This window comes from Tenacibaculum sp. SZ-18, from assembly GCF_002813915.1.
Taxonomy (GTDB): Bacteria; Bacteroidota; Bacteroidia; order Flavobacteriales; family Flavobacteriaceae; genus Polaribacter.
The window spans coordinates 1,468,649-1,488,948 of sequence record NZ_CP019335.1; the positions used below are offsets into that span (position 1 = coordinate 1,468,649).

General features: G+C 30.3%; 16 protein-coding genes and 2 tRNA genes. 3 read left to right on the forward strand and 15 right to left on the reverse strand.

Translation table 11 applies throughout. The annotated features are described in order from the left end of the window. Nucleotides 1-27: 27 nt before the first annotated feature. The 3 genes from BTO06_RS06760 to BTO06_RS06770 are packed head-to-tail and all read right to left on the reverse strand — an operon-like array spanning nt 28 to nt 3,787. Complete coding sequence (locus BTO06_RS06760) at nt 28-2,313, reverse strand: TonB-dependent receptor plug domain-containing protein (protein ID WP_232731532.1); 2,286 nt, start codon at nt 2,311-2,313, stop codon at nt 28-30. 10 nt (nt 2,314-2,323) lie between these two features. After that, nucleotides 2,324-3,217: a FecR family protein gene (locus tag BTO06_RS06765; protein ID WP_100924573.1), complete on the reverse strand. Its 894-nt coding sequence runs from the start codon at nt 3,215-3,217 to the stop codon at nt 2,324-2,326. Nucleotides 3,218-3,271: 54 nt separating this feature from the next. Beyond that, complete coding sequence (locus tag BTO06_RS06770) at nt 3,272-3,787, reverse strand: RNA polymerase sigma factor (RefSeq protein WP_198517140.1); 516 nt, start codon at nt 3,785-3,787, stop codon at nt 3,272-3,274. A gap of 130 nt (nt 3,788-3,917) precedes the next feature. Between BTO06_RS06770 and BTO06_RS06775 the strand changes: the two genes are divergently transcribed. Next, a complete protein-coding gene (locus BTO06_RS06775; RefSeq protein ID WP_100924575.1) occupies nt 3,918-5,660 on the forward strand; it encodes a hypothetical protein in 1,743 nt (580 codons plus the stop codon). A gap of 782 nt (nt 5,661-6,442) precedes the next feature. Here the strand turns inward: BTO06_RS06775 and BTO06_RS06785 are convergent. The 6 genes from BTO06_RS06785 to BTO06_RS06810 form a co-directional block, all read right to left on the reverse strand. Further along, on the reverse strand, nt 6,443-6,832 hold the full coding sequence (locus tag BTO06_RS06785; RefSeq protein WP_100924577.1) for a helix-turn-helix transcriptional regulator: 390 nt from the start codon (nt 6,830-6,832) through the stop codon (nt 6,443-6,445). 584 nt (nt 6,833-7,416) lie between these two features. Beyond that, nucleotides 7,417-11,088 carry a phosphoribosylformylglycinamidine synthase gene (purL, locus tag BTO06_RS06790; protein WP_100924578.1) on the reverse strand — a complete coding sequence of 1,224 codons (3,672 nt, stop codon included), beginning with the start codon at nt 11,086-11,088 and terminating at the stop codon, nt 7,417-7,419. A gap of 98 nt (nt 11,089-11,186) precedes the next feature. Continuing rightward, nucleotides 11,187-13,325, reverse strand: a complete 2,139-nt coding sequence (locus BTO06_RS06795; RefSeq protein WP_100924579.1) for an endonuclease — start codon at nt 13,323-13,325, stop codon at nt 11,187-11,189. Nucleotides 13,326-13,373: 48 nt separating this feature from the next. Beyond that, nucleotides 13,374-14,156, reverse strand: a complete 783-nt coding sequence (locus BTO06_RS06800; RefSeq protein ID WP_100924580.1) for a carboxypeptidase-like regulatory domain-containing protein — start codon at nt 14,154-14,156, stop codon at nt 13,374-13,376. 284 nt (nt 14,157-14,440) lie between these two features. Further along, nucleotides 14,441-14,525 (reverse strand) — tRNA-Leu (locus BTO06_RS06805). Nucleotides 14,526-14,567: 42 nt separating this feature from the next. Further along, nucleotides 14,568-14,640 (reverse strand) — tRNA-Lys (locus BTO06_RS06810). Between the two features lie 97 nt (nt 14,641-14,737). Here BTO06_RS06810 and BTO06_RS06815 point away from each other — a divergent pair. Continuing rightward, entirely contained in the window at nt 14,738-15,256 is a 519-nt protein-coding gene (locus tag BTO06_RS06815) for a shikimate kinase (RefSeq protein ID WP_100924581.1), read from the forward strand. Here BTO06_RS06815 and BTO06_RS06820 read toward each other — a convergent pair. Further along, a complete protein-coding gene (locus BTO06_RS06820) occupies nt 15,245-15,751 on the reverse strand; it encodes a phosphoribosyltransferase family protein (RefSeq protein ID WP_100924582.1) in 507 nt (168 codons plus the stop codon). The two genes, BTO06_RS06815 and BTO06_RS06820, sit on opposite strands and share 12 nt — an antisense overlap. Before the next feature lie 9 nt (nt 15,752-15,760). Further along, nucleotides 15,761-16,141, reverse strand: a complete 381-nt coding sequence (locus BTO06_RS06825) for an RNA-binding S4 domain-containing protein (protein WP_100924583.1) — start codon at nt 16,139-16,141, stop codon at nt 15,761-15,763. A gap of 76 nt (nt 16,142-16,217) precedes the next feature. Here BTO06_RS06825 and BTO06_RS06830 point away from each other — a divergent pair, with 76 nt between their 5' ends. Next, the gene (locus BTO06_RS06830; RefSeq protein WP_100926731.1) at nt 16,218-17,117 is read left to right on the forward strand and encodes an FKBP-type peptidyl-prolyl cis-trans isomerase; all 900 of its coding nucleotides are present in this window, start codon (nt 16,218-16,220) and stop codon (nt 17,115-17,117) included. Between the two features lie 466 nt (nt 17,118-17,583). Here BTO06_RS06830 and BTO06_RS06835 read toward each other — a convergent pair whose 3' ends face one another. Genes BTO06_RS06835 through smpB form a run of 4 tightly spaced genes read right to left on the reverse strand, consistent with a single transcriptional unit; the run spans nt 17,584 to nt 20,286 of the window. Further along, nucleotides 17,584-18,195 carry a porin family protein gene (locus BTO06_RS06835; RefSeq protein WP_100924584.1) on the reverse strand — a complete coding sequence of 204 codons (612 nt, stop codon included), beginning with the start codon at nt 18,193-18,195 and terminating at the stop codon, nt 17,584-17,586. A gap of 46 nt (nt 18,196-18,241) precedes the next feature. Beyond that, on the reverse strand, nt 18,242-19,195 hold the full coding sequence (locus BTO06_RS06840; protein ID WP_100924585.1) for a transketolase family protein: 954 nt from the start codon (nt 19,193-19,195) through the stop codon (nt 18,242-18,244). Nucleotides 19,196-19,245: 50 nt separating this feature from the next. After that, the gene (locus tag BTO06_RS06845) at nt 19,246-19,827 is read right to left on the reverse strand and encodes a Maf-like protein (RefSeq protein ID WP_100924586.1); all 582 of its coding nucleotides are present in this window, start codon (nt 19,825-19,827) and stop codon (nt 19,246-19,248) included. A 3-nt stretch (nt 19,828-19,830) separates the two neighbouring features. Continuing rightward, nucleotides 19,831-20,286, reverse strand: a complete 456-nt coding sequence (gene smpB / locus BTO06_RS06850; RefSeq protein WP_100924587.1) for an SsrA-binding protein SmpB — start codon at nt 20,284-20,286, stop codon at nt 19,831-19,833. Nucleotides 20,287-20,300: the final 14 nt, after the last annotated feature.

The window sequence follows — 20,300 nt, forward strand, 5'->3', positions numbered from 1 at the left end:
GATGGTGTTTTTTTTATGCACTATACATTAGAAATAAATTCTGAAACTTACATTTGGTGTAATGCGCAAAGAAGTATTTTCAATTTGATTTATTTGATTATTGTCTAAATCAAAATAAGTATTTAAAATGTTTCTTTTATCTAAAACACTCCACACCGAAACACCTGAGGAAGCACGAGTATTTCCTATCTTAAATTGATATTGTAATGAAGCGTCAAATCGTAAATAATCATCTAAACGTGAGCTATTTGGATTATCATAATTGATTGTTCTAATAATCGAATTATCTGATTGCAATGGTTTGGTATATGGTCTACCGGTATGCCAATTTAACCCTAGAGCAACTTTAATATCATTGTAAGTATAATTTGCTGCAATATTTATAACACTTCGAACATCTACATTATTTGGGAAGCTTTCTGCATTATTTAAACTAGCAAACTCATAATTGTTTACATTATAACTGTAACTAATCCAGGTATTAAAATTTTGAAATCGTTTGTTAATTAGAAAGTCAAAACCTTTAACGTTAAAGTTTCCAATATCATTTACAAATTGAAACTGATTTTGAAATCCTTGACTTCTCGCACTAATATCATTGACATTTTTTAAATAAAATTCACCACTTATAAGAAAATCATTTTTTTTATAAAAAACACCTATACTAGCTTGTTTACTTGTTATTAATGGGATTTCGTTATCGTTTGCTAAAACCCAACGTCTTTTTTCAATCCCAAGAAAATCTTCCTGTAAATCAATAATTTGTGATACAGATTGGCTTTTAAGTTCTCCTGTAATTAATAAATTGAAATTATTTACAAACTTATAATTAAAGGTGATTCTAGGTTCTAGAGAGAACTTGTTAAACTTTTCAAAATAAGTCAATCGTGCTCCTGTTTTAAGCTGAATTCTGTCTGTTGTATAATTAAATTGACCATATAAAGCGTGAGATAGTAAAACTTGCTTTATATATCTTCTAAACTCTGGTTTATCAACATCTTCTAAATTACTAATTGCAACTTGTGAGAACTGATAACCAGAAAGAAAAGAGGCTGATTTATTGAAATTATATCTAGCATCGATCTTTATACCATTATCTTGAACAATATTCTCTTGAATTAAGTTCTGATCGTTTAATATATCAGCATTGCTTGATGATAAATCGTAGTGAGTGAAATATTTCTGAGCTGAAACTTTAAAATCATCATGAATTTGTTTTTCATAAGTAATTCCAGATGTAAAACTTTGTTGATTCAATTTACTGCTTACTTCTAAATCTCCAGTTGATCCTGTTAATTTTTGATTATAAGATAAATCATTTTCAATATTAAGAAATACTAATTTAAGTTTATCGTCTTTGCTAATATCCCAAATAAACTTGCTGTAAATATCATGGAATTTAAAGTTTTCATCCTTCACTAGTACGCTATTATTATTTAGCAATGCACTTAAATTAGAATCTTGAAAAGCACGCTTAAAGTACTGATTATACGTAGGAGTTTTAATGAAATCTGTGACAGATCTTCTTGCAGCAATTTGAATTTCTGTTGTTTGTGAGAGTGGAATTCTAGACATAATATCAACATTGATCATATTGATTCCGAATTGTGTTTTTGTTTCTTCACTAACATTATCAGGCAATTTCATGTCAATCACACTCGAAATACTTTCTCCATATTTTGAACTACTTCCACTTTTAGAAAGATTAATATCGTAATCTAAATACGGATTAAATGCAGAAATTAAGCCGAAAAAATGACCAGATTTATACATGCGTATTCCATCAAAAAAAATTAGATTTTGATCGTGAGTTCCACCGCGAATATTGATATTGGAAATACTTTCATCTACAGTAATTACACCTGGGAATGAGTTTATTATTTGTAGAACATCTGGTTCAATTAAACCAGGTAGTATTCCTAGTTTATCTGTTTCTAAATCAATTGATCCATCGGAGTTTTTACTAATTCCAGAAGTCAAATAACCTTGAACTAAAACTTCATCAAGAGGTTCAAATTCGATGAAGTTACGTTTTGATTTTTGCTGTTTTGTGTTTCTGATTACAAATGTAGAGTCGTTTAATTTTTCGAATTGAAGCTTTGTATTTTCTCTTATGAAAGACAGAGCTTTCGAAAGTGAAATATTCTCTTTTGGAAGCTTTAAGTACTTGTTCTTTATTGTATTATCAGCGTACGAAAAACTAATTTCATACCTCTTTTGAAGTACTACTAAAACCTCACGGAGCGGAATTTTATCCTGTGTTTGTCGCTGAGGAAAAGAAGTAAAGAAGTTGAAAATCAGTAGATAAAGCAATAAAAACAGTCTACTTTTTAGGTTCACCTTTTAATATTATAGTATTGTTGTTTTGTTCAGAAACTAAATTGAATGGTAATGTTAATGCTTTTAGAGCTGTTTCAATATCATTATGAATAAATTTACCAGTAAAAAGGAGGGAAGTATCCATATTTTTAACTTTAACTTTCACATCATATTGCCTTTCAAATTCTTGTAAAACTTTAATAAAAGGTTCACTTGTAAAACTACTTTCATTATTAATCCAACTTGGAGCACTAGTATTTATTTTGTTACTAATTACTTTACCTGATTTGAAATAATCACCTGGTGCTAAGATTTCTGAAATATTATTAGATTCAATTAATACGGAACCTTCATAACAAATAACTTCAAAATCATTGTTTCTATTTTTAACGTTAAACTCTGTACCTAAAACAGTTACAGTTCCATTACTGGTATGCACATTAAACTTGGATCCTTTAGCAACTTTGAAAAATGCCTCTCCTTTTAAAGATACTTCTCGACTCTGTTTCCATGTTTTCTCATTAAAAGAAATTGAAGAAAGTGCATTAATTCTTACTTCAGAATTATCAGGTAGTTTTGCATTTATTTTGTTAGCAGCTTGTGCATTAATCCTGGTGTCGTTGTCTTTAAAAAAGTAAAACAAACTAAATCCAATAACAAAAATCGCTGCTATTTTACTTATAAAATTAAACGAAATTAATTTACCTTTTTTCGATTGTTTAGTCGCCACAATATTTTCAAGTACTCCATCTGATTTATAATCAGGAGCCTTAAATTGTTTTAATTTATCCGAAAGTTGAATCAATTCATTATAATCCTCAAGAGCTTCAAATAGTTTTTGCTCTTCTGGATTTAAGTTATCATCCAACCATTTTTTTATCAATTCTGATTTCTCCATAATAACGCTCAAAAATATAACAGGTTAGTTTCTAAAATTCCTACCCTTATATTATTATAATTCTTTTATATCTTCTCTTAATTTCTTCAAAGCCCCGTAAATTCTCTTCTCAACGGCTTTTACAGATATCCCTAAAATCTCAGCAATTTCCTTAAAACGCTTGCCTTCAATACGATTCATCATAAACGCAACACGTTGTGCTTCAGTTAAATTAGAAAGCGCATTTTGTGTTTTATCTAAGTATTCATTTTCCTCCATAACGAATTCAGGAGATTCGTTGGTATGACTTTTTTGGGGAATTTCAGCATATTTTAATTTTACTTTTTCATGATTAGCCTGATTAATCATCAAATTATTAGCTGTAGTATATAAAAAACTCTTCGCTTTGTCTGGGGTAATTTTATGACAGTTTTGCCAAACTTTTAAAAATGCCTCTTGTACCTTATCTTCGGGATTCAATTTTTCTCCAAACTTATAATAGAGGAAAGTATAAAGTGATTTAGAGTATTTATTAAAGAAAGACGAGAAAAGTGTTTCATTACAAATGTCTTTGTCTATAGGTTTTTCCATTAAAATTTTAAAAATTTCTCTAAAATTAAAAAAAAATGAATAGCAGGGTAGGAATTTTTAAAAGAGAATTGTTTCAGAATAAAGAAGGCCTCATTTAATAATTTAAACCTAAAAAAAATAAATGATAATCATGAAAACTTCAAACAATCCTAAACTGTTAAAATTTTTAGCGATATCAGCTTTTATGTTGATGAGTTTTTTCTCTTGTCAGAAAGAAGCTGTTGATATTTCGCAACCTAATGATAATCAAACGTTTCAAGCAAGTTCAGAAATTAGTCAATTAATGTCAAGAACTGCAACTAATGATGGTTCAGTAGATAATATTATTGATAAAGCGAACTGTTTAGAGGTAAAATTACCTGTAACTGTAGTAGTTAATAATATTGAAATCATCATTGATTCTCAAGATGACTTCCAAGAAATTGAAGATATTTTCGATCAATTCGATAATGATATTGATCAGTTAGATATTCAATATCCAATTACAATTATTTCAGGAGATTTTACTGAAACTACAATTAATAGCCAAGCAGAATTAGAAGAGTTAATTCAATTATGTGCTGGTGAAAATGAAACAGATGATGATATCGAATGTATTGATTTTCAGTATCCTATTTCAATTTCAATTTTTAATACTTCTTTTGATGTAATTGAAACTAAGAAGATAAATAACGATCAAGAATTATATGTATTTATTGAAAACTTAGATGATAATACATTGGCAAGTTTAAATTTCCCAGTTACTATGGTATTAGCTGATGGTTCTACAGTAGCGGTGAATAATAATGAAGAATTAATCAGTACAATTAATCAAGCAAAAGATTCTTGTGATGAAGATGATGACTATGATTATGGAGATGATGATTTAGATTGTGATGTGAATTCTATCAAGAGAAATTTAAAAGAATGTTTCTGGGAAATCAGAAATGATAATGGAGCTTCAGGTTTCAAAGCTAAATTTAATGAAGACTTTACTTTCGTAGTTACGAATCCAAATGGAGTTGAAGAAGCGAGTGGAGCTTGGACAGTTACACAAGATGGAGATTACGCTTATGTTCAGTTAGATTCTAATTTCCAAGACTTTAACGGAAGCTGGAAAGTTGTTGAATGTGGAGATAACTTCTTAGAAATGACTGACGCTGCAGGTAACTTCACTAAGTTAGTTAAAGATTGTCCAGATAATTCTAATTTACCAGCGGTTAAAGAATTTATTAAAGAATGTAAGTGGTATATGTACTATTTAAAAGTAGGTGGTGAAGATTTAACTGCTCAATATCACGACTATCACTTTGATTTTAAAGAAGATGGGACATTTATTATGACAACTGGAAATGATCAGGATTTACACGAAGGAACTTGGGTTATTCAGGAAATAGCAACAGGAGGAATTGCAATTACTTTATCATCGCAAACTTTAACGGGAGATATTAATGATTACTACTTATTAGCAAGATTAGATGATGATAAAATGGTGCTTCAAGGTGAGCAAGAGCATACTTTGAAATTAGAAAGAGTTTGTGATGATAATTCAGGATCTGGAAATCAAGTTGCAAGAGTTAAAAATGCGATGAAAGAATGTGCTTGGTATGTGTATTACTTTGAATTAGATGGTGTTGATGTAACACAAGAATTTCCAATTTTCTTTGATTTTAAAGAAGACGGAACATTCGTTGCAGAAGGAAATGGAGCAAACTACAGCGGAGAGTGGGATGTGATGATGTTAAATGATGGATCTACTGGAGTTGTAATTAACTCTTCTGATTTACCATCGCAATTAGTTGATGAATATATAGTTACGTTTGATGATAATGAGAAAGTTCATTTGGTAGATTATCAACAAAACACACTTAAACTTAAAAAAGAGTGTAACTAATAAAACATAATCGATTGTGTCATAATAGGGAGGTTTGCTTTGATCGATTAGATTAACCCCCAATATTTTTAATTATTTATTACTTTGCAATTGAGTCTGTATGAAAATACAGACTCATTTGTTTTATGTAATAGCCTCTAATTTCTTAAAAATCTTTATTGACTGGAATTGCTGGTAAAATGGCAATGTAAATCGTAAAGCAAAAAATTAATTACAATCAATTTTTATAATTTTTACAATAAGTAATTGTTATTTTTAAATTGATTTTGTTATTCTCTGAGAATCGCGTATTTGAAATTGATCTGTACATTTTCCCGAATAATTAATTTTGAACACAGGATAAATTTTGAAAATGTGTTAAGTAATTTTATGGATTTTAAATTCTAGATTGAAATCTAAAAGAAATAAGTCTGTTTGAAAATAATGATTGATCTGTTTCATTTGATATTCTCTAATTTTCAACAAACTTTATTGATTGGATGGATTTACCAAGTAATTGTCGATGTAAATCAAAAAACAAAAGAATAAGTATAATCTATTTTTTTAATTTTAATAATAACTAATTCTTATTTTTTGAGTAATTTTCAACGTCTATGAGAATCGCGTATTTGAAATTGATCTGTACATATTCCCGAATAATTGATTTTGAACCTAGGATAATTTTCGAAGATTTCTTTTGAAATTTTATAGTTTCGATATTCAAATAAATAAATAAGTCTGTATTAACATACAGACTTACTTTTTTTAACTTAGGGATTATTAAAATAATGATTAACGAAAAATCATTTTTCAAATTCATCAAATGTTCCGTCGCTATATAGAAGAATAACTTTTATTAATCTCTTTAGTTTTGTAACGGAATCATCTTGTTTTTTAATTATCGGCTGAGATTCTAATATTTCTGTTTTACTTTCTTTTTTTTCCGTTTGGTTAAATAATGATGGAGAAGTAGGTTCATCAGATTTTTTAGGAAAACTTCCTTTACCATATAATAGCCAATCTAACGTTACATCTTCAAAAGCCTTATCAACCTTAAGTATAAAATCTAAGCTTGGTTTGTTTCTCCCAGATAATAAATGGGATATACTTGATCGGGGTACATCAATTTTTTCTGCAAAATTCGACGAACTCAAATTGTAATATTCTAATATTAGTTTTAGTCGGTCTATCATGTTACAAATGTAAACAATATATTTGTTTAATAATGTAAACATAAGATATTTTATAATTGTAAACAAGTAAAATTGAATATATTTTAAACAAACAAGTATAAATATTAAAGTAATACATCAAATAAAAATTTGTAAAAGACTTAAAAACAGTACATTAAAATTTTATTATAAGAAAAAACTATATAGAAGTGGTTTTTGATTGTTTACAAATGTAATTTTTAGTTTTAAAGGATTCAAGAGTTTTATTGTGTGTTACAAATGTAAATAGTGGATCAGATCAGCCAGATTGAGATAATTGAGGCTTTATTTTCAAATGAATTGAAGGTATTATCGGAGAGAATTAGTCTTAAACATTACATTCCATTGATAATTATTTCGAAAAGATTATTTATATTGACTTACAAATATTATTGTGAGCTTTAAGCCTAATTATATAGTCTGGTCTAGATATTCTTATAGAAAATCGATATGTAGATAATACAATAAATACTTGTTTACATACGTAAACCCACTTATTTAGTTCAAAAAAAAAGTACTCAAGAAATTGAGCACTTAATATTGTTTAAGATTGTAAACAATGTAGTTTACTTCTCATTTTTTTTATCTATCCATTGTTTCGCATTTACAAATGCTTCCAACCATGGAGAAACTTCGTCTTTTCTATTTTCAGGATAGTAAGGCCAATTCCATTGGAATGTAGATCTTTCAATATGTGGCATAGTAACTAAATGCCTACCTGACTTATCACACATCATTGCAGTATTGAAATCTGATCCGTTAGGATTATGTGGATATCCTTCATAGGCATACTTAGCGACAATATTGTATTCAGTTTCTTCTTTTGGTAAATTGAATTTACCTTCACCATGAGAAATCCAAACCCCTAAAGTAGTACCTTCTAATGAAGATAACATTACAGAGTTGTTCTTTTGAACTTTTACAGATGTAAATGAGCTTTCGTGTTTATGAGAATCATTATGAACCATTTTTCCATGTTCATCATGATCTGGATTGATTAATTCTAATTCCATCCATAATTGACATCCGTTACAAATACCAACAGATAATGTATCTTCTCTATTGAAGAAGTTTTTTAAAGCGGTATTTGCTTTTTCATTATATAAGAAAGCTCCAGCCCAACCTTTAGCTGAACCTAAAACATCTGAATTAGAGAAACCTCCAACAGCTCCAATAAATTGAATATCTCCAAGAGTTTCTCTTCCAGAAATCAAATCAGTCATATGAACATCCTTCACATCAAATCCAGCTAAATACATTGCATTAGCCATTTCACGCTCAGAGTTAGATCCTTTTTCTCTAATAATTGCAGCTTTAGGTCTTGTCGATGAACCATCAACTTTAGGAAGCTTTCCCGTAAAGCTTTTTGGGAAAGTGTATTCTAAAGGTTGATTCTTATAATTATTAAATCTGTCTTCTGCTAAATTATTAGCTGTTTGTTTTTGATCTAATAAATAAGAAGTTTTATACCAAGTATCTCTTAATTCACTTATAGATAATGAATATAAATCTTCGTTATTCTTGATATTCAATCTATCTGCTTCTACAACTGAACCAATTTTAAAGAATTCAATTGTGTTTTTATTTAAGATAGATTCTATAGAGTCATCTTTTGATTGAATAATAATTCCATTATTCTCAGAGAATAATAATTTAATAGAATCTTCTTCATTTAATACAGATAAATCGATGTTGGCTCCAGTATTTGTATTAGCAAAACATAATTCAAGTAATGTAGTAATGAAACCACCAGAAGCGATATCATGACCAGCAACAATTTTATCGTCTTTAATTAATTGCTGAATTACATTGAATGTTTTCTTAAAGAATGAAGCGTCTTTAATTGTAGGAGCTTCATTTCCTATTTTATTAATTACTTGTCCGAAAGAACTTCCTCCTAATTTGAAAGTATCTTGAGATAAGTTAATGTAGTATATACTTCCTGCATTTTGTTGGAAAACAGGTTCTACTACTTTTGTAATATCATTACAATTTGCAGCGGCAGAAATGACAACAGTACCTGGAGAAATTACATCTTCATTTGGATACTTTTGTTTCATTGATAAAGAATCTTTTCCGGTAGGAACATTAATTCCTAAATCAATAGAAAACTTAGAAACTGCTTTTACTGCTTTATACAATCTTGCATCTTCACCTTCATTTTTACAAGGCCACATCCAGTTAGCTGATAAAGAAACTGATTGTAACCCATCTTTTAATGGAGCCCAAATAATATTAGTTAAAGCTTCTCCAATTGAGTTTAAACTTCCTGCAGTAGAATCAATTAAACCCGAGATAGGAGAGTGGCCAATAGAAGTAGCAATTCCTTCTTTTCCTTTAAAATCTAAAGCCATAACACCAAGATTGTTCAAAGGAATTTGTAATTGACCCACACATTGTTGTTTCGCAACTTTACCACCAACACAACGATCTACTTTATTTGTTAACCAATCTTTACAAGCAACTGCTTCTAATTGTAATACTTGGTTTAAATAATCGTAGAAATTTTCTTTAGAATAATTTACTTCGCCATAGTTTCTAGAAACTGTTACGTCGTTCATTATAGTTTTTGGTGAGCTTCCGAACATATCGTTCAGTGCCAAGTCCATTGGTTTATTACCTTTCGTTTGAGATTCGAAGGTAAATCTATGATCATTGGTAACATCACCGACAGTATACATAGGAGATCTTTCTCTTTCAGCAATTCTCTCTAATGTATTAATATTTTCTTCAGAAATAACTAATCCCATTCTTTCTTGAGATTCATTTCCGATAATTTCTTTGTCAGATAAAGTAGGATCACCAACAGGTAATTGATCTAAATCAATTTTACCACCCGTATCTTCAACTAATTCAGATAAACAATTTAAATGTCCACCAGCTCCATGATCGTGAATAGAAACGATTAAGTTTTCCTCACTTTCAACCATTCCACGTACTGCATTTGCTGCACGTTTTTGCATTTCTGGATTAGAACGTTGAACTGCATTTAACTCAATTCCAGTAGAAAACTCACCAGTATCAGCAGAAGAAACAGCTGCTCCTCCCATACCAATTCTATAATTTTCACCACCAAGAATTACAATTTTATCACCATTCTTTGGAGTATCTTTTAATGCTTGCTCAGCTTTACCATATCCGATTCCTCCGGCTTGCATAATTACTTTATCGAAACCTAATTTTCGTGCTTCTTCCTCATGTTCAAAAGTTAAAACAGATCCACAAATTAAAGGTTGTCCGAATTTATTACCAAAATCAGAAGCTCCATTTGAAGCCTTAATTAAAATATCAATTGGAGTTTGATACAACCAATCACGCTCATTCATTCCTTTTTCCCAGGGACGATTTTCCTCTAAGCGGGAATATGATGTCATATAAACCGCTGTACCTGCTAAAGGAATAGAACCTTTTCCTCCAGCTAAACGATCTCTAATTTCTCCACCTGAACCTGTTGCTGCACCATTGAAAGGTTCAACAGTAGTAGGGAAGTTATGAGTTTCTGCTTTTAATGAAATAACAGATTCAAATTCTTTTGTTTCGTAATAATCTGGTTTATCTGCAGACTTCGGTGCAAATTGCTCAACTTTTGGTCCTTTAATAAACGAAACATTATCTTTGTAAGCTGAAACAATATCGTTAGGATTCTGTTTTGATGTTTCCTTAATCATTTTAAATAGGGAAGTAGGTTGTTCTTCTCCATCAATAACAAAAGTTCCATTAAATATCTTGTGGCGACAGTGCTCTGAGTTTACTTGAGAAAACCCAAACACTTCTGAATCAGTTAATTTTCTACCAATTCTTTCAGAAACTTCATTTAAATAATCAATTTCCTCATCACTCAATGCTAAACCTTCTTGTTCGTTATAAGATTTAATATCTTCAATTTCTAAGATAGGTTCTGGTGTAATATTTATAGTAAAAACTTCTTGGTTAAGAGCATTGAATTTTTGAGAAATCATCGGATCGAAATTTGTAAAATCATCATCTACAGCATCAAATTCTTCGATGCGTATAATTCCTTTAATCCCCATATTTTGCGTAATCTCTACAGCGTTAGTACTCCAAGGAGTAATCATAGCTGCTCTAGGCCCAACAAAAAAGGCGTCAATAGACGCCATATCAAGTTTAGGTTTATTCGCAAATAACCATGTAAGTTTTGAAATATCTTCCGTTGCTAATTCTTTTGATGTTTGAACAGCAAAGACTTTACTGTTTATGTTTCCAAAGAAATGAATCATTATGTGTTATTTAGGTTGTGTTGTTAAAAGCTACAAATTTACTTTTTTAATTGAATTAAGAGTGTAAAAAAAGCAGCAAAATTTGCTGCTTTTATTTTCTACTTCACTAGAAGTTTTTTTGCTAATATTCCGAGGTCACTATTTATTTTTATAAAGTAGGTTCCAGAACTTAACTTTTTGATTTTTATTTCTTTATTATTTACATCTTTTGAAGTTCTGTATACTTCTTGTCCGTTTATATTATAAATTATAATTTCTTTAATAAGAATATTCGAATTATTATTTATGAATATTGTATTGTTTGATATTGGGTTTGGATATATTGAGATTATCTCTAGAAGATTATCTGTAACACTTGCTGTAGCACTACCATGAATACCAATATTGTCAACCACATCTCTTGCGAGTTCCTCCCATTCATTAACTTTATCAAAAGTTGTATTTGGATTGACAACACTACTTTTACGTCTTAAAGTTACATCTTTAGCAAAGTTTCCTGTTCCGCCATTAAAGAGTCCAATAATATCTATTAATACATCATTTTTGAATAATCCAACAGGATCATTTCCATTGAAGTTCATTGGCTCACCATTATTAGTACTACTATTATTTGGATGAACATAATCTGCTTCATCAATTAATTTTTGAAGTCCAGCGCTTCCATTTATAATAACAAATACGTCGCCAGCGGCAATTGTTCCTGTTAAATTAAGAGGAGCAGACCAATTTGATCCACCATTACCATTTCTTTTAATACTATAAACACTTAAATCAATAGCGCTAGAGGTAACATTTGCAATTTCTAAGGCTTTGTTATTACTAGAACCTTCAACATATTCAGAGAAGAATAATTCATTAGCGCTTCCAGTACCTCCATCTGTTGTTGTTCCATTTATAGCTGTACTTAATGGGGATTTATTATCAACACCATCTTTCGCCAATACTTGGATACTATAAGTTGTTGAAGCAGTAAGAGAATTTATTGTATACGTGTTCGTTGTAGGTTCTGCATTTAAAATCCCATTAACGTAAACTTCATATGCTGTCACTGCGGTATTATCTGTAGAAGGAGCCCACGTAACTTTTAATGTTGTATCAGTTTCATTACTTATGACAATATTTGTTGGAGTAGAAGGTGCTTCAGTATCCTCTAATGTTTTTGGAGCAATAGCAGCACTAAACGGAGATTCGTTATCTGCAGCGTCTTTTGCTTTTACTGTAATTGAATATGTTGTATTCGAATCCAAATTATTTAAAGTAATACTGGTATTAGTAGTATTAGATGTTAAAATACCATCTACATATACATCATAATTTGTTACACCTATATTATCAGATGAATCATTCCAAGATACATCAATCGAAAAAGTTGTAATATTACTTGCTGTTACATTTGTCGGAGCAGTAGGAGCTTCTGTGTCATTTGTTGAATAAATTCCCCAAATATCTTCAGCTTCTGGTCCTCCCCAGATTCTGGTTGCTAATCTAGGATTATCAATAAACGGATTTCTATTTCCTTGAGCATAGGTATTGGTAGTATTTTCATGAAATGGATTTCTCTGCTTTTCAATATCTGAAACTGGATCTTCAGCATTCCATTGAAGAAATAAATCGATCATATCGTCAGGAGTTTGAGAAGAATCACCAACACCGACAAATGTTGGTTTACATTGATTTCCATATCTCAGATACATATACATTATAATACGTGCAACATCACCTTTCCATTCATCTCCAGGGTACCATCCGTTTGTAACTGAACCTGAGTTTCCAGATCCTCCAGCGAATTTTTTATTACTTCTACTAGAGTTTCTTTGCGGGTCAGAAGGGCGAAGGTTATGGGCATCAGCATACGGAGCTCCATTATTTCCTCCTGCATCCAAATCAGGATTTGCTAAAGAGTTTGCAAAAACATGTTCTCGATTCCAATCACCATTATTACCTCCATTTTGGTCAATCCCTCTGGTTCTAGCAGTAGTTCCAGAAGAGCTATATCCATAAATTAATAAAACTTCTGTATTGTTTTCAGGATTAACATCTGTAACTTTCGAGGCGTTCCAAATTCCTGGCGTGTAATCCAAAGGATTTGTGTGTGTGTTAATGATCTTAGTAGCAAGAGCATTTTTTAGAGAAACACCAGTCAAATTTAAATTGACATCATTATAATAAGTTTCTTGGGAGTGAGCTGAAATAACTATAAAACAGCTAAATAGGGTAAAGAGTAAATTTTTCATCATTTAGATATAATGATTATGTAAAGAGTGTTAGGTTATGTCTAAATAGACTTAATTTTTATCGGGAATTCTATCCCTTTCAATTTTTCCCTTTTTAATAGCTTTATATTTTTCGTAACAATTTAGAACAGCTTCGATCATTTGTAGATCGCTGGCTTTTTTAATAAAGTATTCAGAATAGCTACAATCACCAAGTAATTTAGATAATTGTTGTTTGTCCATTTCTAAATATTCCATCATAACCTCTCGATCAAATTTACCAGCCAGCATTTTCCTGAGATCATCCTCTTTTTTAAGTTTCTGTAATTTTTTAAGCTGTTTAGGTTTTTTTCCAAATAATCCATACACTAAATCAACAGGATTTAGAAGTTTAGCAATTGGAGAAGAAATCTTTTGTGGTCGTCCTACCTCATATGTTTGCCTTAAACCATTTAAATGGATTCTAGTAAAACGATCTTTTGGAACCTGCTTTACATCGACTTCTAAAACACCAATTAATTTGGTAGAGTTAATAATAACTTCTTTAACTTCTTCAGGTTTTTCATTTAAAGAAATAACAAGTTCATTTCCTTTTAATAAATCATTCGTTACTTTTAATTTTATGGATTCAAATCCTAAATATGAAACTAGAACTGTATCATTAGCTTTGGCTATTAATTCAAAAAGACCTTTCTCGTTCGTAATGGTACCTTCTACAGAATTTAAATTTAATATATGTGCTGCACTAAGCACCTTTTTGGTTTCAGAATGAATTATTTGTCCTTTAAGTTTATTTTGACCATAAAGACAAATTGAACTAAATAAAATTGAGATTATAAGGATACATTTACGCATACTGCAATAATACGCATATTTACTAGTATAATAGTTAATTATATGTAAAAGTAATATCAAAAGATTTATAGTTAAAAAGATAAGACCTTTCAGGAATGAAAGGCCTTATTGATCTCCTGTTGAGATCTCGAGGGAAGGAGGATAATTGTTAAAATAAAGATAGTGAATAATCTTTTAAATCAGAATATTTTTTAAAAAAATTAGAATATAAATGGACATTGAAAAAATAGAAAACCATTAACATTTTGACTGCTAATGGTTTGAAGTTTATTTTTATTTTAAAGTGCGCATAAGAAGATTCGAACTTCCACATTCATAAAGAATACTGCCCCCTCAAGGCAGCGCGTCTACCAATTCCGCCATATGCGCTTAAACTAAAAGAGTTAAGCCTATGCTTAACTCTTTTTTTTGTGACCGGGCTGGGGCTCGAACCCAGGACCCTCTCCTTAAAAGGGAGATGCTCTACCAACTGAGCTACCCGGTCTTAACCTTTTTCAAAGCGAGTGCAAATATACAAGGGTTTTCAAATGAAAAAAAACTTTTTTAATATTTTTTTATAGATATTTGCTTTATTTCTATTTATGAGGATTGTTTTATTAGGATATATGGCTAGTGGTAAGTCAACTATAGGTAAAGTTTTGGCTGAAAAACTGAATTTATTATTTATTGATTTGGATGATTACATTGAAAATAAGTTTCAAAAGAGCATAAGTGACATATTTAATGATGAAGGAGAGATTTTCTTCAGACTTCAAGAACATGAAGCTATTAAGGAAATTTTAGCTAAACAAGATGAATTTATTTTGTCGCTTGGAGGGGGATCACCTTGCTATGCAGGAAATATGGATTTAATCAATAGTCATGAAGATGTGAAATCTGTTTACATAAAGTTATCTGTAAATACTATTTATAACAGGCTTATTGCTGAAAAAGATCACAGACCTATTGTTTCTAAAATTCCAACAGATGAATTGGAAGAATTTATAGCTAAGCATTTATTTGAGAGAAGTTTTTTTTATGAGCAAGCAAAAATTAAATTACTCACTAATAACAAAAGTGTAAAAAAAACAATAGAGGAGTTGGAAATGTTACTCCTCTAGGTATGCAATAATTTCGTCATCTTTAAATTCAACTACAACATGTTCTTTAATAGAAGTAGAGAAAGAAATCCCTTTAAAATCAGCTTTTACAGGGTATTTTTTGTGGTTTCTATTAACCAAGACAGCTGTCTTAAACTTTTTAAGAGGTACTTCGAGAAAATGTTTGATAGCATATATTAAAGTAGTCCCTGAATGCAAAACGTCATCAACTAAAATAACTGATTTATCCTGGTATAAATCTGAACTAATGTCAGTTGAAATAGGACCTAAGGGATTTTTCTTGTCCATATTAACTTTACATAGAGAAACCTGAATGTCAGATATTTCCCTTATAATGGAAACAATTTTTCCTGCTAATGAGTATCCATTATCAGCTATTCCAGCAACTATTAATTCAGACTCATTGTAGTTTACTTCATAAATTTGATATGCGATTCTCCGTATCTTCTGAGATATCTCGGTATTATTTAAAATAATATTGTTCGTGTCTATCATAATGCAAATTTAAGTATCTTCTTCATTAGTATCATAATAATCTTCAATATCTCTTCGGTCTTTTTTTGTGGGTCTTCCAGTACCTTTTTTGCGGTAATAGTCCTTAGCAAATTTTAATAATTCTGTTTTTTCAAACTCTTCTTTAGGAGTTAAATCTTTTCTGTATAAATCAACAAGTTTAGCTCCAACACGACTTTCTGGAATATCAATAACCTTAATCTTATAATTAATTTGATTTTTTCGAACTATAATAATTTCCCCACCATATACTTCTCGTGAAGGTTTTAACGTGTTCTCTTCGATTTTTACCTGCCCTTTCTTACAAGCAGTTGTGGCGATACTTCTAGTTTTAAAAAGTCGAATACACCATAAATATTTATCTATTCTCATACAAAAAGTTAATTTTTTTGCGTTTGCTTTTTACAAAGTTATAAAAATGGTAAATTGCGCGACAAAATTACGATTAATGATAAAATTTAGACATCTTTTTTTAATAGGAATTATTTCACTTTTAACGTATGCTTGCGGAAGTGATGGAGTAGCACCAGTTGATGATTTTGATTTTGCTGCTCAAGCAGTTAGAGATAATGATACTCTTGTAAATTTTTTTAAAAGTCATTATTATGATACTGCTGAAGGGATCGTAAAACCTTTAGAAGACGGTCAGACAGCTCTTTTTGATGATCCTAAATTAGTATCACAAGATGTGGAAGAGACAATTAATGATGTTGATATTGATTATAAATTATATTCCTACACTATTGAACAAGGAACTTCGTCTAAGGATTTTCCAACAGTCGTGGATTCAGTATTAGTTAATTATTCAGGAAGAAGGATATTGAATGGTTCTACCTTAAATGATACTGATTTTGACAGCAACAACAATTTATGGTTTGTATTAGGAGCAGGAGTAATTAGAGGTTGGACTTACGGCATTCCTAATATTAAATGTGGTATTAATGTTACTTTGCCTAATGAACCTTTAACTTTTACTGGAACAGGAAAGATTATATTATTCATTCCATCAGGTTTGGCATATAGAAATGCTGGTAGAGGAACGATTTTACCAAATGAGAGTTTGTTATTTTATGTAGAGTTGAATGATATTGTAGAAAATACAGATTCAGATTTAGACGGAGTTGCGAATATCTTAGAGGATATCGATGGTGACGGAAAACCATGGAACGATGATACCGATGAAAACGGTATCGTTAATTTTGCTGATAATGATGATGACGGAGATGGCGTTTTAACAAGAAATGAAGATGCTAATAAAGATGGGGATCCAAGTAATGATTTTAGTGATCCTGAAAATCCTACATTACCAGATTATTTGAACCCAAATATTCGTGTTTCGAACGAATAGAAAAGTATATTTCAAAAATATGGGCAGCACTTTGGTGTTGCTTTTTTTTATTTATTAATTAAAACTTTAATAATCTATACTTGCTTTAGATATATTTTTTTAGCTATTAATATCATTGATAATAATTAAACCGTGAAGTTTTAATAATTGTTAGTTTACCTCTTATTGTTATCGAATTATAAAGAATAAATTATGGATATAAGTAAGATAGTTTGTGAAAGACATATTTATTGAATGTCAAAAACAATTTTTCAAATCAAATATAATAGATGAGTCTTAAAAAGAAATAGATTGATAGATTTTAAAAATAATTAATTAAATAGGAGAGCTATTTTATTTGATTTTTTATTTTATTTATTTTAAGTTAATTTTTGTCAACTTATTCTAGTAACGTATAATGAAAAAATAAAAAGCAACACTTTTGTGTTGCTTCATTTTAAAAATATAATTTTAAGATTCTTTTATTTTAAAATCTATATGATAAACCGAATATAATTTGGTTTACTCTTGTATCAAAATTTTGTGTTCCTGCAACATTTGAAATGAAATTTGATTCGATATCAGAAAATCCTCTTTCCCAACGAGCGTCAATTCCGAATTTTCCTAGTTCAATTCCACCACCTAGTTGCATACCAAGTGTAAAACCGTCAGATTTAAGGTTTGATACTGCATCAATATCTAAATCACCATCTAATAAATATTGGAACGATGGGCCAATGTGAACATAAGCGATTTTAAAAAATTTCTTACCTAACAATACAGGAATATCAATTTTTTGGAAATCATATCCAACTTTTTGAGAACTTGTTGCAGTTCTAAAGTCTACTTCACTTTTTAATGAGGTGTATACTAATTCAGGTCTAATATACAAGCCAACTACTGGAAGTTTAAAACGCAACCAAATACCAGCATGGTAACCAGTTCGACCTTCAGCATTTCCATTGATAATATTATCAGCTGAATCAATAAAGGAATCAGAATTATAATTGATTCCTCCTTTAATACCAAAATGAATTTGTGCGTCAGCTAATTGAGTAACACCGAAGATTAAGCATAACGCTAAAATTAGTTTTTTCATAATCTTTTAATTTGAGTAATTGTATAAAAACGTTTTTTCTGATTGATTATTTCCTTTTCAAAACATTCTTAACTGCTTCTATAACAGCTTCATTGTTTATTTTATACTTTTTCATTAATTCAGCTGGTGTTGCAGATTCACCAAAACTATCATTTACCGCGACAAACTCTTGTGGAGTAGGGGCGTTTTGAGTTAAACAACGAGCTACACTTTCTCCAAGTCCACCAAATTTATTATGTTCTTCGGCAGTTACAATACATTTAGTTTTAGCTACAGACCCTAGAATAGCTTCTTCGTCCAATGGCTTAATTGTATGAATATTAATAACTTCAGCTGAAATTCCTTCCTCTTCTAGTTTTTCGGCAGCTAATAAAGATTCCCATACTAAGTGTCCAGTTGCGACAATTGTAACGTCAGATCCTTCGGTTAATTTAATAGCCTTACCAATTTCAAATTTTTGATCTTCTGGCATGAATACAGGAACTTTTGGTCTACCAAAACGAAGGTATACAGGGCCATCATGTTCGGCAATAGCTATAGTTGCTGCTTTCGTTTGATTGTAATCACAAGTATTGATTACTGTCATTCCTGGTAACATTTTCATCAAACCAATATCTTCTAATATTTGGTGTGTTGCACCGTCTTCTCCCAAAGTTAAACCTGCGTGCGATGCACAAATTTTCACATTTTTATGAGAGTATGCAATTGATTGACGAATTTGATCATAAACACGTCCAGTAGAAAAATTAGCGAAAGTTCCTGTAAAAGGAATTTTACCACCAATAGTTAAACCAGCAGCAATACCCATCATATTTGCTTCAGCAATTCCTACTTGAAAAAAACGTTCTGGATGGTTCTTTTCAAATTCATTCATTTTTAATGAACCTGTTAAGTCAGCACATAAAGCAACTACATTAGGATTTGTTTTTCCTAATTCAGTTAAACCATCTCCAAAACCAGATCGAGTGTCTTTTTTTTCTGTGTATGTATATTTTTTCATTGTTGTGTTGTAAATTCGGATCAAAAATAAACTTTTAATAAAGATGACGTTTATAAATTCATCAATTCTTTATATAATTTATGAACAGGTAATCCCATAACATTAAAGTAGCTTCCTTCAATTTTATGAATACCTATTTTTCCGATCCATTCCTGAATTCCATAGGCGCCTGCTTTATCATAAGGTTGATACATCTTTATGTAATAATCTATTTCTTCTTTTGTAAGTTCTCTGAAGTATACAGTAGCGGTATCATTAAATACTTTTTGAAAATTTTTACTTTTAAGACTTACTGAGGTTATTACCTGATGTGATTTTCCTGATAAACTTTCAATCATCTTAAAAGCTTCATGGTAATCTTTAGGTTTACCAAGAGCTTTATTATCTAGCCAAACAATTGTATCAGATGTAACAAGCAAGTCATTGGTGTTTAATTCATCTTTGAAAGGAACAGTTTTTAAATCTGCTATATAATCAGTGATTTCCGATCCTTCAAGATGATTTGGGTAAATTTCGTCTACGCTTTTTATTCGGATTTCAAAATTCAAATCCAAATCTTTAAAGAATTGTTGCCTTCTTGGAGATCCTGATGCAAGAATAATATTAAACTTGGCTAGCTTTTCTTTTAACATGTATTAGAAACTCTTTTTAAGACGTGCCAAATCTCGTTTACTATCTCTGTCCTTAATTGATTGACGTTTATCATGCGTCTTTTTTCCTTTAGCTAAGGCTATTTCTAATTTAGCCCAACCATTTTGATTAATAAATAAACGAAGAGGAACAATAGTATTTCCTTTTGCTTCAACTTCTCTAGCTAATTTTTTTAGCTCTTGTTTATTCAATAATAAACGTCTTTCACTTTTTGGATTATGGTTATAATGATGTCCAAATGCATATTCCTCTATATACATATTGACTACAAATAACTCTCCTCTTTCATTAAATTCACAAAAGCTTTCAGTAATTCGCGCCTTACTTTGTCTAATAGATTTAATTTCAGTCCCAGTAAGTTGAATTCCTGCGGTGTATTTATCTAAAATTTCGTACTCGAAACGAGCCTTCTTATTTTGAATATTTATATTTTTTTGCATAGATCAATTTCGTC